This is a genomic window from Pseudoduganella lurida, from assembly GCF_007830455.1.
GTDB classification, from domain to species: domain Bacteria; phylum Pseudomonadota; class Gammaproteobacteria; order Burkholderiales; family Burkholderiaceae_D; genus Rugamonas; species Rugamonas lurida.
Map to the genome: position 1 here is coordinate 211,764 of NZ_VLLB01000008.1, position 16,937 is coordinate 228,700.

Below are 16,937 nucleotides of genomic sequence, written 5' to 3' on the forward strand. Positions count from 1 at the left end.
CCATGTTTCTATGCACGGCCTGCGTCGGGAATGGTGTCGGGCACCTTGCCCTAGACATTTTTTCTCTGACCAAAAATGATCCGATCGCTGCTGGCGCTGGCCTGCGCATGCCTGGTCTGTCCGCTCGCCGGGGCAGGCGGCTTCCACCTTGTCGCGCTGGGCGTGGGTGGCGGCCTCTCGACCGACAACCTGACGTCGTATGCCCTTCGCGCGGAGGGCGAGAGCCGCTACCTGGTGCTCGATGCGGGATCGACGCTGCCGGGCATCGACCGGGCGCTGGGCCAGGGCAGCTTCGGCCCCATCGATGCGGCAGTGCTGCGGGGCGATACGCCGCAGGGTCACGTTTTCAAGCACCTGCTGGACAGCTACTTCATCAGCCACGGCCACCTGGACCACTTCGCCGGCCTCGTCATCGGTTCGCCGGACGACACGAAGAAGACGGTCTACGGCTTGCCGGCCACGCTGGAGATGCTGAGCAAGTACGCCTTCAACTGGAGCACATGGCCGAACCTGACGGATGCCGGCGTGGCGCCCAAGGTCGGGACCTACCACCTTCAGCCGGAGCCCGCGGGGGAGTCGTTTGCGCTGGGCGCCACCGGCATGGCGGGCCGGATCTTCCCGCTCAGCCATGGCGGCACGCCATCCTCGATGCTGCTTGTCACCTATCAGCAACAGAGCTTCGCGTATTTCGGCGACACGGGGCCGGACGCCGTCGAACAATCTTCTTTCATGGCGGCCGCATGGCGGGCCCTGGCCGGCGAGGTCCGCGCCGGCCGGCTGCGCGGGCTGGTCATCGAAACCTCGTATCCGAACGAGGTGCCGGACAAGCGGCTATACGGCCACCTGACACCGGCCTGGCTGCTGAAGGAACTGCGCACGTTGGAGCAGTACAGCGGCGGTGTCGGCGCGCTGCGCGGGCTGCCCGTCGTCGTCAGCCACATCAAGCCCGTCTTCAAGTCGAACTACGATGTGCGCGCGGTGATTCGCCAGCAGCTCGCCGACGGGAACGATGTGGGCGTGCGGTTCCTGCTGATGGAGCAGGGCGAGCGGGCCGGGTTCTGAAGGCACGAACGGTTCGACAAAGCCGCGCAGGCCGGCTTCGCGTATGGGAACCGGGAGCGGCTGACGGGCGGTCCTGATGCCTGATCGCTCGATGGGATGCTGGCTGCAACGCGATCCTGGCCGGTGCCCGACAAGGTGGATCGAGACAGTGGTGTTCCCGAAATCGGGGTTTTACTAAACGCTTCCAGACTTCGCTAGCCACTTGTATAGCAGCCTACTATTCACTAAACCTGCCGTGTCGTATGGTGAATATTTCGAACGTACAGTCGTCCCTTTCGTTCGCGCTGATGAGCGCTTTTTCTATTGGGCGCGCTTGCAATTTCGGGCGAAATATCGCGTTCCAGCGGCGTGTAGAGGCGTGTAGAGGCGTGTAGAAGCGGGTAGAAGCATATAGAGCGTTTTAGTAAAACCACGAAATCGGACAAGGTCCCCTGTGTCCGGCGCCAGACGCAGCGTCAACCCGCTTGCGGGAACTGGCCGAGTTGCTGGAACAGGCCGAACCAGTCTTCCATATGCCAGGTGGTGGTGACCAGGCCATCGGCGACGGTGTGGAACTCGTGCAGCCGGAAGCTCACCTTCCTGCCGGTCGGCGCGATGCCGAACAGCGCGCCCAGGTGGGTGCCGCTGATCTCGGCGCGCACGCCGATCTTGCCCGGCGCCTGGACCATGTCGTGGATGGTGATGCGCACATCGGGAAAGGCGGCAGCCACCATGCGGATGATCGGCTTGATGCCGGCCGGGCCGGGTCCCTGGTCGGGGGCGAGCGGAATGTCTTCCCATGTCGGTGCCAGGACCGTATCCACCAGGTCGGGATTCTGTTCGCTGAATGCGCGATACAGGGTTTCGACGGCGTTGCGCTCGGCGAGCAGTTGGTGCGCCATATCGTTCGTGGGTGTCTTCATGTCAGTAGTCGCTTGAGTTGGTTGAAATGACCGGCGGATGTTGCCCAGTGCGAGATCGGCGCCAGAGGCATCCACTATGCCTTCCAGGTCTTTTGCTATAAAGTATGCCAATCAAAACTCATTGTTATCTTCATTAATGACAATGCAAAATCTCGAGGCATTGGCGATCTTTGTACGCATTGCGGAAATGGGCAGCTTCACGCGCGCGGCGGAGAGCCTGGGCATCCAGAAGGGCCGGGCATCGAACGTGGTTCGTGAACTGGAGGCGCAGATGGGCGCACGCCTGCTGCACCGCTCGACCCGATCCGTGCAACTAACCGAGGATGGTCGCGGCTTCCACGCGCGGGCACAGGCGCTGCTTGCCGATGCCGAGGCATTGAGCACCATGTTCGCCGGCAGCGAAGCGCCGGTCAGCGGGCGCCTGCGCATCGACCTGCCGACCGAATTCGCCCGCTCGACGATCGTGCCGGCGCTGCCGTCGTTCCTGGCCCGCTATCCGGGCATCGAGCTCGAACTGTCCAGCACCGACCGGCGCGTCGACCTGATCGGGGAAGGGATGGATTGCGTGCTGCGCATTGGCGGCATCGTGGACGAGACGCTCGTGGCGCGCCATCTGGGCGCCCTGCGGATGGTGAATGCGGCGAGTCCTGCGTACTTGTCGCAGTTTGGCGTACCGCGCACGCTGGACGACCTGCTGGCGCAGGGGCATCGCATGGTGCACTACACGCCGACCCTGGGCAGCCGGCCGTTTGGCTGGGAATATCCGACAGGCGACACCCATGCGATGCTGGCGCTGCCCGGATCGGTCAGCGTCAACAATGTGCAGACCTACCATGGCGCCGGCCTGGCCGGGCTGGGCCTCATCCAGGCCAGGTTGTCGAGCCTGCAGCCGTTCCTGGCGAGCGGCGAGCTGGTCGAAATCCTGCCGGACCTGCCGCCGCGATCGATGCCGGTCTCGATCGTGGTCGCGCACCGGCAGAACCTGTCGCGACGCGTGCGCATCTTCGTCGAGTGGCTCGAAACCATCCTGGCGCCGTACCTGGAACGTTAGGGCAGGGCGGCAGGACACAGCTCAGGTCGAAAACGTCCGGTTGACGACCTTGCCGGCGATGGTCACGTTCTTCAGCACCACATCCTTCGCGTTGTGCACATAGACGGGCTCCTGCCGGTTGCGCGGCGTGCCGAAATCGCAGTCGGTGATCGTCACGTTCGTCACCGGCAGGATCGGCGTGCCGGCGGGCCCGTTGAAGCTGGCCGCGACGGGGCCGAGGATGACCACCGCCTGCCAGCCGGAGAACGCGCCATCGGCCATCTTCACGTTCTGCGCGCGCAGGTTCGCGATGTGGATGTCCGACACGGCCGTCGGCCGGGTGCGCACGGCATCGTCGGTGGCCGCGTAGTTGCAGTCGATCGTGACGATCGCGCCGCCACCGGTAGCGACACCCTTGAACGGGTTGGCGGGATCGGGCGCCGGCACCTTGCGGGCCCGCGCATCGACGCCGTTCGGCACTGTGACGTCCCGCACGTACAGGTGGCGCAGGAAGCCGCCGCGGTTCATATTGGCCTTCAGCCGGATCGCCGTGCCCAGCGAATCCGTGGCCCAGTGCGCGTTGCGGAACTCGATGCGCTGCGCGTACACGTGTTCGATGCCGCCCGCCATCTCGCTGCCCAAGGTCACGCCACCATGGCCGCTGTTCATCACGCAGTCCTGGATCACGATATTGCGCGTGGGGCCGTACTGCGTGTCCAGGTTCTTGCCGGACTTGATGGCGATGCAGTCGTCGCCCGTGTTGAACGTGCAGTGCTCCACCAGCACCGTGTCGCAGGATTCCGGATCGAAGCCGTCGTTGTTGGGTCCCAGGCTTTCCATATTGACCCGGCTGATGCGCAGATTGCGGCAGTTGACGGGATGATGCTGCCAGAACGGCGCGTCGACCACCTGGTAGCCCTCCAGCAGCACGTCGCTGCAGCCGATCAGTTCGATCATGGGGGGCCGCAGGAAGTGACCGATGCCGAAGATGCGCCGCGCGACCGGCACGCCCGCTTCGGAGAGCGCCGGCAGGTAGCGCGTGTCGCCGTTCCAGCGCGGATGCGTGCCCTGGATGAGCGTCCGCTGTGCCGCGGACAGCGTCGGCGCCACCGTTTCCAGCGGCGCATTCAGCGGATTGATGGAGGCTGCATTCACGACGCCTTCCTTCCGGTCGATCCAGTTCCACCAGGGTCCGGCACTTTTACCGGCACCGGCGGCGACATCCACGCCGGCCTGGCCATTGAGCACGCTGGTCCAGTCCTCGCCCGTCAGCGCGATGTTCGACTGGTTGAACGCATACACCAGCGGCGAGTAGTTGAGGAGGTCGTTGCCCTGCCAGCGCGACAGCACCAGCCTGCCGGCCTCCCCGCAATCGATGTCGCCGTATTTCGCGTAGTCGGCCGGATCGGCGCTGAAGTACACCTGCGCGTTGGCGGCCAGGTGCACGTGCACGTTCGAACGCAGCACGATCGGTCCCTTGCAGTACCAGCTGCCGGCCGGGATCAGTATGCGACCACCGCCGGCCCGGCTCGCGGCCGCGATGGCGGCGGCGATCGCCGGATAGCAGTCGGTGGCACCGGGCGCCGGCGTCTGCACGTCGCGCACCTCCTTGCGCCAGACCGATTTCGCCGGCACCAGCGCGCAGCTCTTCGCGCCGAAGGCGGTGATGACGAAATCCTCGTTGCGGAAAGACAGGGGCCGCGAGCACCGCTCGACGATCGCCTGCGCGCGTGCCCAGGGATCGTCCGGCACCCTGGCCAGCGAAGTACAGCCCGTGGCAAGCAGTGCACCTGCCGCCGTGGTGGTGCGCAGGAAACCGCGCCGCTGCGGATCGGGAATCTCGTCGACGCTCATGGCAGCTTCCTGAACCCTTCGGCACGCACCGTCCAGCTGCCATCGGCCGGGAAGCCCGGCGTGGGCCGGTCGGGCCCGCCATCCCAGCCGCCTGCCATCATGCCCACCGCGGCCAGCAGCGCGCCATTGCCCGGCAGGTAGACGGGCAGCTTCGTGTTCGGGTTGTGGCCCGCCTGCGTGTAGCTATTGTTCGGACCATCGGACTTGAGCAGCACGCCCACGGCCAGGTCCGGCGCATCCAGCCGCGCCGCCGTCATGGCGATCATCGGATAGTCCCAGCCCCAGATCTTCGTCGCCCAGTCCCACTTCGCCAGCACGGCATCGAGCGTGTTGCGCATGATCCTGCGGTCCACGCCGTCGCCCGGCAGCTGGCCCAGCGCCATCAGGAACGACGGGTGGTCGTGGCGGCTGTCCACGTTGTCCCAGGTATCCGGCGTCGATTCCAGGGCCACGTACTTGCCGTCCTTCTGCGGCAGCGCGGACAGGTGGGTGCGGCGCTTGTCCCAGTCCGCATCGCGCGGCATGCCGAGGCGTTCGCGCCACTGCTGGGCGATCTCCAGGCCACGGGCCCAGTAGCTCAGCTCATACGTGGGATTCATGCTGGTGCCCTGGTCGTAGATCTCCTGGGCGATCCACAGCGGCGGGCCCAGCACGTAACGGTTGTTCTTTTCGTCCCAGTTCAGCATCGAGGCCATGCACTGCGCCGTGTCGAACACCAGCTCGCGGTAGCGCTCCAGCGTCTCGCGGGTGGGATTGGCGCGGTACAGCAGCTCGGCCAGGTGGATCGGGTGCGGCTGGTTCCAGACGATCATCGGATTGCCGCCGGGGCTTTCGCGCCCGCCCGGTCCCGTCATCTTCATCCAGCGCGCGCCCTGCAGGCCCCGTTCCGCCGCCACGGCGCGGGCCACCGGCAGGGTCTTCTGGAACCAGGTCAGCGTGCGTGCCGTGTACTCCGGCCGGCCCCACAGCGCGAAGTGCGCCGTGTGCCACCACACCATTTCCGTGTGGTGCTTGCCGTACCAGGTCGACGTCGTCAGGCCGCTTTCCGATGCGGGCAGCGTGTCGCCCAGCTGCAGGGCCGTCAGGTACTGCGACAGCACCACGCGGCGTTCCAGTTCGGCCGCGCGGGGATCCCTGCTGCCGCTGAAGTCGATCGCGGCGCCGCTGCGCCAGAAGGCATCCCAGTGCTTTTCGCTCGCCGCGAACACTGTTTTCGACCGGGTGATGGCAGGCGTGCCGTCCTGCGCGAAGGAGATGGTCAGCTCCAGCGTTTCGCCGGCTTTTGGCGTGACTTCGAACACGTGGGATTCCGGGTGCCGGATGGTGATGGCAGCGGCGCTGGCCAGCGTCATCGCATAGCGGGAGGCGTCCCGGGCATGTTCCAGAACCAGCTGTGTGCCCGTCTGCTTGAGCACCTTCGTTCGATGCGCGGTCGCATTGGAAAAATCCAGCGGCGGGTTGTGGTGGTCGCTGCCCCGGTAGCCGTAGGGCAGGGCGATGCGCACGGCGAGGCGGCCGCTGGCGAACAGGGGCGAGCGGATGCGCAGTGCCAGCGTGTCGCTGGCCGGATCGACGGCGCTGCTGACGGTGACGGGCCGGCCCAGCACCTGCACGCGGCTGTCCAGCCGGCCCTGCCACATGTCCAGCCGCTGGTCGATACCTGTCACATCCGCGGCGGTCAGGGCACGTGCATCCCTGCCGGTCAAGACGAAACCGATCTGCGGCAGCGGCTGCACGTGCGGGTTCTCGCGCAGCCACTGGCCGGCCGGGACCTTCGTGTTCATCGGATAGCCCACCGTGCGGCCCCACGAGGTGTAGTCGCGGTTCACGTCCGACAGCTTGAAATGGTTCGGATTCGCATCCTCGTGCCAGGACCAGCGCGCCTGCGTCTCCAGCGGCGTGCCCTGGTCGTGGTACAGGGCGGGCAGCGACTGCAGGCCCGTCACGTCCGCCGTGAAGGCGAAGCGGCCGTTGCCCACGCTGAGGGGCGCCATCGGATCGATGGCCCGCAGGTGCGGATTATGGCGCTGGACGAGCGCCGGGCGGTCGATGGGCGGGGCGGCGTGCGCACCGGCCACCGCGAACAGCAGGGTAATACCGAGAAAGGGCGTGCTGGCAAGATGCTTCATGGGTCTCCGTGTCATCCTTTTTTCTACAGGGGGCGAACGACGAATGTACCAGACGGCAGTCCGGTCACGCTGCTGTCTTCGCCCACTGCCACCGGTGCCGCCGAAGGCACCCGCAGCGTCGTATTGGTAAAGCGCCAGTCCCGCGCATCGCGCAGGTAGCCGCCGCTCTGCGCCTCGATGTCGATGCCGTCGAACGTGAAGCGCTGCAGCGGCGCCTCGGCGAAGCCGGCCACTTCGAACGCGCTCTTCGCGCCGGTCGCCTTGATGTTCCAGAGCTTCACGTCGTGGAAGTGCGCGATGCCTTTCTCGCGCGGCACCGGCGTGGTCATCACGCGCCAGTAGTCCGGCACGTCCTTCACATCGGCCGGGATGGTGGTGGCGTTGTAGTTCGGGTTCCAGTTCATGTTGATGCGCAGGACGACCGGGGTGCCGTCCATCGTGATGTCGTGCAGCCGCAGGTTCTCGCCCCAGCCGCCGCGCGTGCGCGTGGACTTGAACAGGATGCCGACCGGCGTCTTCGCGTCGAAGTGCAGGTTGTAGGCCTCGATATTGCGGAAGCCGCCGGACGTCTCGCTGCCGAACACGATGCCGCCCTTGGAGAAGCGCACCCTGATGTCGCGGATCACCACGTCCTCGGTGGGACGGTTCACGCGCAGGCCATCGGCATCGCGGCCCGCCTTCAGCACGATGGCATCGTCGTTGACGGCGATGTCGGCATTGGCCACCAGCACCCGGCGCGACGAGTCGATGTCGATGCCGTCGGTGGACGGGCCGTGGCCTTCCTCGTTGTTGTCGATCGTGACGCCATCGACCGCCACGTCGCTGGCATAGCAGAGGTGGACGGTCCAGAAGCCGGAACGGCGCAGCAGCAGGCCGCCGCCCACCTTCACGTCCGACGAGTCGAACACCTGCACCAGCCGCGGGCGCCGCGCATCGTAGTCGGAGGCCCAGCGCAGCCCGCGCGGCGTGTATGCCTTGCGCAGCGCCCAGTAAGCATCCCAGAACACCTTGCCGTCGCCGTCGATGGTGCCGGCGCCCGTGATGGCGGCGTGCTTCTGGCGGTAGACGTTCACCAGTGCCGCGGGCCACGTCATCTCGATGCCGGCGATCCGCGTGGGCAGCAGCGGATAGTCGGCGATGTCGCGCGAGCCCAGCAGGGTCACGCCCTTGTCGATGCGCAGCGTGACGCCGGATTTGACGAACACCGCACCGGTCAGGTAGGTCCCGGCCGGGAACACCACCGTGCCGGGTTCCTTCGCCGCGGCGGCGGCATCGATGGCCCGCTGGATTGCGGCCGTGTTCTTCGTCGTGCCGTCGCCTTTGCCGCCGTAGTCGCGCACGTTGAAGTCGGCCGCGAAGCCTTGCGCGGCGGCCAGCAGGAGGGACGAACAGACAATGGCATGCTTCATTGGATCCCCGGTCACAGCGTGCGGAACGTCACGCCCAGCATGATGCGCCGGCCCGTGTACGAGTAGTCGAGCAGGTTCGGCGTGCCGTCCGCAAACGCGGCGTAGGGGCCCTGGCTGTGCGAATTGGTGTTGTTGCCGAGGTTGCGGCCTTCCACGAACAGCTCCACCTGCGGCGTGACCTTGTACGAGATCTTGCCGTCGATGAAGCGGGTGCTGTCGGTGAAGTTCGGCGAACCCGGGTTGTACGTCGTGCTGGTACGGCCGCCGCCCACGTTCGGGTAGTTGTACATGCTGGTCGTCTTGCCGCAGGCGGCGATGCAGTTGAAGTAGGAGCCCACCACCTGCAGCGACACGCGGGCCGACAGCTTGCCGTCGTCATACCAGAGCGCCGCATTCCAGGTGTTGTTGGACTCGTTCTGCGGCGGCAGCGGGGTGCCCGTCAGCAGGTCGACGATGCTGGCCGTCTGGGTGGCCGAATGCATGCGCGAGTAGTTGCCGTCGAAGCCCGTGTTGCGCAGCAGCCAGGGCAGGAAAGTAAACGCCGTCTTGGTGCTGAACTCCACGCCCTTGCGGCCCGTCGTGGCGCCGTTCATCCAGGTCGAATAGTCGAACAGCAGCTCGGCCAGCGAGGCGCCGGTGGCCGGGTTGACCATGCTGGAATTGGCGAACAGCGGCGAGCGCGAGACGCCCTGCGGCGTGGCGCCGCCCACCTTGCCGTCCTGGCGGAAGCCGGCCACCGTGAACATGGTGTCCTTGTTCGGATACCACTCCAGCGACAGGTTCTGGTTGTTGTTCTTCTGCGCCTGCAGTTCCGGATTGCCCACCGTGCCGGAGCACGACTGCGCCTCTTCGCCCAGGTCGGCCTGCACCTCGCTGTAGGTGCACGAGCCGGACGCGAGCAGCCGCGACACCGGCGGCCGCGCCACCGTCTTCGCCGCGCTGTAGCGCAGCACCAGCTTGTCCGGCACCAGCCAGGTGGCCAGGTTCAGGCTGGGCAGGATGTCCGTCGTCTTCGCCTCGGTGGCCGTGGCCTGCTGCACCTTCAGCGTTTGCGTGCCGCCCACCGCATCGGGGAAGTTCGGGTCGTAGCTGGCCGTCTTGGTGATGGCCGTGAAGGTCATCATGCCGGTGCCGGACACGCGGGTGCGCACGTAGCGCACCCCCACATTGCCTTCCAGTTCCAGGCCGAAGGGCAGCGCGCGGTCCGTGAACGGCAGGTGGTCGAGGCCGAAGTCGCCCATCAGGTAGAACGCGTCGGTGCGCTCCTTCAGGTGCTGGGCCGGCTGGTCGTAGACCTTGCCGTCATTGGCCGTGCATTGCTTCACGCAGCTGAAGTCCGTGTTGGCGACATTCGACAGCGCAAACAGCTTTTCCACGTCGACCTGCGTCCAGTTGTTGATCAGGCCTGCGGGCCGGTCCTTGGCGCCGTTGAAGAACTGCGTGGGCGTAGCCTGCAGCGTCATCGTCTGGCGCAGCATGTCCACGAACTGGTCCATCGTGTACACCATCGAGCCGTCCAGCGCCTGCTGGATATTGCCTTTCGGGATCCAGCCGTACACGCACTTGTTGCCGCCCGGGCCCAGCGAGCCGGGCGTGTCGGCGCAGCCGTACATGGTGCTGCGCAGCGTCGGCGAAGGCATCACCAGCGGCGCCACGTAATTGGCGGAGCCGAAGGTGCCTTGCGGGTCACGCAGGTTGTAGCCGCCGTTGTTGATGTTCCAGTTGTCGTTGCGCGTGTCACGCATGTTGTAGCCGCCCTTGAAGCGCTTGAAGAAGGGGATGCTGTCCGGCGTGTTCCAGGTGGCGTCCGCCTTCGCGGTGCGTTCGCGGCTGTAGAACTGCGTGGGCACCCACGTCAGGTTGGGCGACGAGGTGCCGGCGTTCTGCTGGGCCGCCGTGTAGGCCGGCGCGGACGCGCTGGTGTAGATGCCCGGCACCACGGCAGCGGTGGCGCCGCGCGGGAACAGGGCGGCAAAGCGCGACGCGTCCGCGCTGGTGACCGGATTCACGTTCGGGAAGCTGTAGCCCCACAGGCCGTTCGGCAGCACTTCCAGCGTGCCGGTGCCGTAGTAGTCGTTCAGCGTCAGTTCCTTGATGCCCTTCTTGAAGTCGGACTGCGCATCGCCCACGAAGAAGTCGGCGCTGAAGCTGCCGCGCCTGAAGCTGCCGCCCAACTGCAGGTAGCGCGCGCTCGTCTCGCCGATGCCGTGGCTCTGGTTGGTCTTGGCCACGCCATTGCTGTTGGTGTTGTTGAAGGTGTACTTCAGCAGGTGGTGGTTCGCATCCACCACCGCGGACCCCGGCTGCACGTTGGTCGTGCCGTTCTGTACGGAGAAATTGCCCAGCGAGTAGGTCAGCGTGTTGATGTCGTCGTGGCGCTTGTTGTAGCTGCCCTTGGCATACACGGTCAGCTCGTTGTTCACCTTGAAGTCGGCGCGCAGGTCCAGGTTCTGGCGGCGGTCGATCTCGCGGCGCACCACGTAGCGGGGGCCGGACGGCGAGTAGTCGTTCCACTGGTTCAGGCAGGTGGTCAGCTCGTTGTTGCGCTGGTTCTTTGCGGCCGTCTGGGATGCCGCGGACATCTTCGCCAGGATGTCGCCGCTGATTGCACCGAAGGTGGCCCGGCAGTCGTCCTTGCTCTGCGCCGCGGCCGAGCGGGTGACCAGTTCCAGCGGCGTGGCGGCATTGAAGAAGCCGCCGCCGATCAGCGGCGTCTGCGCCAGCGGCGTGCGGCTGGCCACGTCCGCCGTGTTCACCGTGCCGGGCTGGAAGGTGAAGGTCTTCTCGGGCGAGTTGTCGAAGTCGTAGAAGCGGTTGTAGCCCTGCCAGCCGTTGTTGCCGCCGGCCGAGACTTCCGCCTTGTGGCCTTCGTTGTCCAGCGTGGTGGTCGAGGCGTTGAGCAGCAGGCCGAGACGCCCGTCCAGGTACTTGTTTGCCAGGATCAGGTTGGCGTCCGGCGCCCACTTCTTGTTCAGGTTGTTCTGGCTGCCGGCCAGGCGCAGCGAGGCGAACGGCTTGGCGAAATCGAGGCCGGTACGGGTCTTGATCTGGATGCCGCCGCCCAGCGAGCCTTCCGTCATCTCGGCGGTCGAGCCCTTCACCACGTCCACACTCTTGATCAGGTCCGCCGACAGCTGGCGGAATTCGACGGCGCGGCCATCGCCACCGCCGCCCATGTCGCTGCCGCCGGCGGCCTGCACGGCCTGGCCGTCCAGTTCCACGCGGGTCAGTTCCGGACCGTTGCCGCGCACCGAGACCGTCACGCCTTCGCCGAAGTCGCCCCGGTCCAGCGCGATGCCGGCGATGCGCGAGATCGCTTCGCCCACGTTCCGGTCGGGCAGGGAGCCCACGTCCTCGGCCACGATCGAATCGATCGCCGTGGCGGCGTTCTTCTTGCGGTCGATGCTGGACTGCTGCGAGGCGCGCGTGCCCACCACCGTGATTTTCGTGACCGTGGCCTGTTCCGCGGCGCCCGTCGTATCGGTCGCCTGGCTATCCTGCGCCAGGGCCAGGTTGCCCGTGACCAGTGCCGCCATGGCCAGCGATACCGCGCGGCTCACACGGGTGCGCCGGATCCGTTGCGATCCCTTGTTCTTCATGTCTCTCTCCGTCTCGTTATATGTGCCTCGGTACTGCCGGTGTCCGCTCCCGGGCTGGAGCGCGGCATTGTCTTGTGATGTACTAAATAAATTAAGAACCCAAGTGTAGTCAGGTTTTTTCCAGGCCGGGCGGAGGACCCGGCAATCGATCACCATCGTGAGCATTGCCGATGCGCGGCCGCGACAGGTGCTGCAGCAAATTGCGCGCGCTGGACGCGTGTCCTGGTGCCAGGCACCAGGACACGGACTCGGCAAGCTAGCCATGTCTCGGTGCCTGGCACCAGGACACGGGCCGGCGGCCTGAAATCGTCACGGAATTGAGCGTTTGGCGGTGCCGGGCCGGCGGGGCAGTGCAGGTTGGAATTTATAGAATACACTCGGGCCGTATCGATACTTCGTGGTCCCGCGTGATTGAAGATGCCTCTCTGCCAGCCCCTCGTTTGCCGGTCCGTCGTTGCAGGATGGGCAGCCATGCCACACGGCTGGCGCCGCGCCGGATTAGAATGAGGGATTCAATGCTTCTCCCGCCGGCCGCACCGGCAGGCTCCCGACCTCATGGCCCGACCACCGCTCGTCTTCAAACGCAGTACCAACCTGCTGCTGGCTCACATCAAGGCGCATGTGGCGATCGGCGAGCCCCTGCCCACGGAGCAGCAGATGGCGGCGCTGGGCGAGGGCAGCCGCACGGCGATCCGCAGCGTGCTCGCGCACTTCCATGCGCAGGGACTGATCGGCGACCTGAAGGAGCGGCGCCTGCTGCGCAAGCCGCAGCGCAAGGATTATTTCGACATCGCCGAACTGCAGCCCGGCTCCGACCGCATCCGCGAGGTGCTGATGGAGCGCATCTACCAGAGCGACCTGCCGCCCGGCGCGGAGTTCTCGGAAGCGGAACTGGCACGTGCCTCCGGCACCAGCACCATCAGCGTGCGCGAGTTCCTCATCGAGTTCTCGCGCTTCGGCCTGATCGAGAAGAAGCCCCGTGGCGGCTGGCGCCTGCAGGCCTTCGACCGGGCCTTCGCGATGGAGCTGGCGGACGTGCGGCAGATGTTCGAATTCGCCGCCCTCGAGCAGTTCGGCCAGCTGCCGCCGAACGACCCGGCCTGCGCCACGCTGGACGCCCTGATTGCGCGGCACGAGCAGCTGGGCTCCGTGATGCCGGCCCGGCACAAGGATTTTCCGGCGCTGGACCGCGACTTCCACACTTTCCTGATCGGCCTGCTGCACAACCGCTTCGCGCAAGGCCTGTACGACATCGTCTCGCTGGTGTTCCACTACCACTACCAGTGGGACAAGGACGAAGAGCTGGCGCGCAACCAGTACGCGGTGCACGAACACCTGGACATCCTGCGGGCGCTGGCGCGGCGCGACATCGCCGGTGCGCGCGAGGCGATGCGCATCCACCTCGATTCCTCGCGCAGCACGCTGCTGCACGGGATCCGCACCCGAGAACAGAAAACCCACCCGGGCTGAGGCCGCGCTGGCCGGCCCGCCGCAACGGACCACCAGCCCAGCCATGACACACGCCTTTGCCCGCCTTGCCATCCTCCCCGCTGCAGCCCTGCTGCTGATCGCGGCCTCGCCCGTCCACGCCGCCGATCCGAAGCTCGGTGTGGTCCCCACGCCCAATCTCACCGCCGGGATCGACCGGCCACTGCGCTACCGGCCGGAAGGCGCCGACTTCGTCATCGACAATGGCACGGAGTTCTTCAACCGTCCCCTGTATGGCGGCAACAGCGCCTTCCGCGTCGATGGCGGCGACCGGCCGCAGTTCTCCCTGTACCTGCCGGGCCGCGGCGGCAACCTGCGCCTGGGCGTGCGCACGTCAACTGGCACGCTCTGGCTGGACGCAGCGGGCAGCATCACCGCGCGCTACCGGCCCGGCGAGCTGCTGTACGAGATCGGCGATCCTGCCCTGGGCCCGCGCGGCCGCCTCCACCTGGCTGCCATTGCCTATGCGGCCACCGAGGGACTGGGCCTGCAGGTACGGGGCGAGCACCTGGCGAAGGGCGCCGAACTGGTGTTCGCCTTCGGTGCCGGCAACGGCCAGCGGGGCCAGCGCGGCGGCGACATCGGCACCGAGAAGGTGCCGATCGGCGAGTACTTCCAGTTCGCGCCGGAATACGCGCGCGATACCCGTATCGAACTGGTGAAGGATGGCTTCATCGCCACCGGCATGGTGGCCACCATCGGCGCGACCGCCAGCGCGCCCGTGCGCATGGTGCGCGCCGATGCCCGCCAATGGAACGACCTGGCGGCGCTGCTGCAAGCGGGCGAGGGCGGCGACAGTAACGTGGCGCTCGGCCGCATCGCGCTGTCCAGCGAGCCCGTGTACCTGTCGCTGCAGGTAACGGAAGCGGCGAAGGCCGGCGTGCAGGCGGACTACCGCGAGGCGGGCGCCGCCAACGCGAGCGAGAACGGCGCCGCGCAGGGACGGCTGGCCCGCTTCGCACCTGCCGTTCTGGCACAACGCTTTCTCGATGCACGCCGCCATTTCGACGCGCTGCGCAACCGCGTACGGATCGACACGCCCGATCCCTACCTGAACGCGGCGATGGGCGCGCTGAACGTGGCGGCCGATGCCGTGTGGGACGGCGACCAGGCGGCCATCATGCACGGCGCGATCGCCTGGCGCACCAAGCTGCTGGGCTGGCGCGGCCCGTATGCGCTCGATGCGCTGGGCTGGCACGAACGGGCGCGCCAGAACTTCGCCGCCTGGACCGGACGGCAGAACACGGATGCGATTCCCGACCGTGCGCCGCGGGCCGACCCCACCGCCAACCTGGCGCGCAACGAGCCGGGCCTGCATTCGAACGGTGACCTGAGCAAGTCGCATTACGACATGAACCTGGTGTTCGTCGATGCGCTGCTGCGCCACCTGCTGTGGACCGGCGACGCGGCTTTCGCGAAGGCGGCATGGCCCGTGCTGGAGCGCCACCTGGCGTGGGAACGGCGCCTGTTCCGCCGCGAGTTCGGCCCCGCGAAGCTGCCGCTGTACGACGCGTATGCCGCCATCTGGGCCAGCGACGAGCTGTATTACAACGGCGGCGGCGTGACCCACACGTCCGCCTACAACGCCTGGCACAACGAGATGGCCGCACGCATCGCACCGCTGGCGGGCAAGGACCCGGCGCCGTATCTGGCCGAGGCGGCCGCGATCCGCCGCGGCATGCGCGAGCAGTTGTGGATGCCGGACCGCGGCGCCTTCGGCGAATACCGCGACCTGCTGGGTGCGCAGCAGCTGCATCCCAGCTACGGCCTGTGGACCTTCTATCACACGCTCGATTCGCACGTGCCGACGCCGTTCGAGGCGGCGCGCATGGCGGCGGACCTGGACCGGCAGGCGCACCCGATCCCCGTGCGCGGCCCCGGCGTGCCGGCGGACCGGCCATACCGCATGCTGCCGAGCAGCGACTGGATGCCGTACATGTGGTCGATCAATAACGTGGTGATGGGCGAGAACCTGCACACCGCCCTGGCGTACTGGCAGGCGGGACGGCCCGACACGGCGTTCGAGCTGTCGAAAGGGGCGCTGCTGGCCAGCATGTACATGGGGATCAGTCCCGGCAACGTGGGCACACTGAACTACCTGGACGTGTACCGCCGCGAGTCGCAGCGCGACTTCGCCGATGGTTCCGGCGTCACGTCGCGCACGCTGGTGGAAGGCCTGTTCGGCGTGCGGCCCGATGCGCTGGCCGGCGTGCTGACGCTGCGTCCCGGCTTCCCGCGCGACTGGCATCACGCCAGCCTGCGCCATCCCGACCTGGCGATGCGGTGGCGCCGCGAGGGCATGGTGGACCACTGGACCGTGACGCAGAACGGCTCGCGCTTCCGCCAGCTGGCGCTGGAGGTGCCGGCCTGGCGCACGCACGTTGCGCGGGTGACGGTCAACGGCAAGCCGGCCGCATGGCAGGCGGACGACAACGCGGTCGGCGCGCCGCGTCTGCGCATCGCCGTGCCGTTGGCGCAGGAAGCCAGCGTGGCGATCACCTGGCGTGGCGCCGCACCCGCCGCGGATACGCCACCGATCGCATCCCGCGAGGGCTTCCGCCAGCAGCGGCAGGGGGACTTCACCTGGTGGACCGCTTTGCCAGCGTTGGCGCCGGAAGGGGAGGCGGGTGCGGCCGCCTGCGCTTCCGCCTCCGCCGACTGGACGAAGGGCGCCGCGATCCGCTCCCGCCCGGTCGATCTGGGGCCGCTGTTCAACGACCGCCTCACGGCGATCTTCGCGAAGGGCAAATACCAGTCGCCGCGCGCACCGCACGTGACGCTGGCGCTGCCGGCGCAGGGCATCGGTGCCTGGGCGGGCCACCTCAACGCCAGCGCGAACATCGACGATGCCGGCCTGCGCGCGCTGGGTGGAACGCTGCGGCTGCCGAACGGCCTGACCTTTTCCACGCCCTCCGGCAGCGTGCCCAACGTGGCCTTCACCTCGCGCTGGGACAACTATCCGCGCGACGTCACCGTGCCGCTCACCGGCAAGGCCGCGCGCGCCTTCCTGCTGCTGGCCGGCTCGACGAACCACATGCAGAGCCGCATCGACAACGGCGAACTTGTGGCGACCTACGCGGACGGCACGCAGGCGCGCCTGGCGCTGCGCAATCCGGACAACTGGTGGCCGATCGAGCAGGACTACTTCATCGACGATTACCAGTTCCCGTCCTGCGCCGCCGTGCCGCTGCGCGTGGACCTGAAATCCGGCCTGGCCCGCATGCCCGAAGCGAAGGGCAGCCGCGGCACCATCGACGGCGGCGCGGCCACGGTGCTGGCCATGCCGCTCGATCCCTCGCGCACGCTGCAGAGCCTCACGCTGCGCACGCTGGCCAACGACGTGGTCATGGGCCTGATGGGCGTCACGCTGGACGCGACACCGTAGTGATGCGATCTGTTGCGAAATGCGCAACGGCGTGCGCGCGACCGGGGGCAAAGCGGTCAACTGCGTGATCGTTTGCCTC

Annotated in this window: 9 protein-coding genes; 4 read left to right on the top strand and 5 right to left on the bottom strand. The window is 67.2% G+C overall.

All coding sequences use genetic code 11. The features are described 5' to 3' along the window. Positions 1–75: 75 nt before the first annotated feature. Positions 76–1,062: an MBL fold metallo-hydrolase gene (locus IP91_RS20780; RefSeq protein ID WP_145651512.1), complete on the top strand. Its 987-nt coding sequence runs from the start codon at positions 76–78 to the stop codon at positions 1,060–1,062. A 455-nt stretch (positions 1,063–1,517) separates the two neighbouring features. On the opposite strand, the gene IP91_RS20785 is transcribed toward IP91_RS20780, so the two are convergent. After that, entirely contained in the window at positions 1,518–1,943 is a 426-nt protein-coding gene (locus IP91_RS20785) for an ester cyclase (protein ID WP_229474761.1), read from the bottom strand. A 163-nt stretch (positions 1,944–2,106) separates the two neighbouring features. Between IP91_RS20785 and IP91_RS20790 the strand changes: the two genes are divergently transcribed. Then, positions 2,107–3,015, top strand: coding sequence for a LysR family transcriptional regulator (locus tag IP91_RS20790; protein ID WP_145651600.1), 909 nt, complete (start codon positions 2,107–2,109; stop codon positions 3,013–3,015). A gap of 21 nt (positions 3,016–3,036) precedes the next feature. Here the strand turns inward: IP91_RS20790 and IP91_RS20795 are convergent, their stop codons facing one another. The 4 genes from IP91_RS20795 to IP91_RS20810 are packed head-to-tail and all read right to left on the bottom strand — an operon-like array spanning position 3,037 to position 11,985. Further along, on the bottom strand, positions 3,037–4,848 hold the full coding sequence (locus IP91_RS20795; protein ID WP_145651516.1) for a glycoside hydrolase family 28 protein: 1,812 nt from the start codon (positions 4,846–4,848) through the stop codon (positions 3,037–3,039). After that, the gene (locus tag IP91_RS20800; RefSeq protein ID WP_199754681.1) at positions 4,845–6,977 is read right to left on the bottom strand and encodes a glycoside hydrolase family 65 protein; all 2,133 of its coding nucleotides are present in this window, start codon (positions 6,975–6,977) and stop codon (positions 4,845–4,847) included. The genes IP91_RS20795 and IP91_RS20800 overlap by 4 nt, the downstream gene beginning before the upstream one ends. A 23-nt stretch (positions 6,978–7,000) precedes the next feature. Then, positions 7,001–8,386 (bottom strand): glycoside hydrolase family 28 protein, encoded by a 1,386-nt coding sequence (locus tag IP91_RS20805; protein ID WP_145651518.1) that lies wholly within the window; start codon positions 8,384–8,386, stop codon positions 7,001–7,003. Between the two features lie 11 nt (positions 8,387–8,397). After that, entirely contained in the window at positions 8,398–11,985 is a 3,588-nt protein-coding gene (locus IP91_RS20810) for a TonB-dependent receptor plug domain-containing protein (RefSeq protein WP_229474763.1), read from the bottom strand. Between the two features lie 555 nt (positions 11,986–12,540). Between IP91_RS20810 and IP91_RS20815 the strand changes: the two genes are divergently transcribed. Then, the gene (locus IP91_RS20815) at positions 12,541–13,455 is read left to right on the top strand and encodes a GntR family transcriptional regulator (protein ID WP_145651520.1); all 915 of its coding nucleotides are present in this window, start codon (positions 12,541–12,543) and stop codon (positions 13,453–13,455) included. Between the two features lie 43 nt (positions 13,456–13,498). Further along, the gene (locus IP91_RS20820; RefSeq protein ID WP_145651522.1) at positions 13,499–16,858 is read left to right on the top strand and encodes a DUF4450 domain-containing protein; all 3,360 of its coding nucleotides are present in this window, start codon (positions 13,499–13,501) and stop codon (positions 16,856–16,858) included. Positions 16,859–16,937 lie beyond the last annotated feature (79 nt).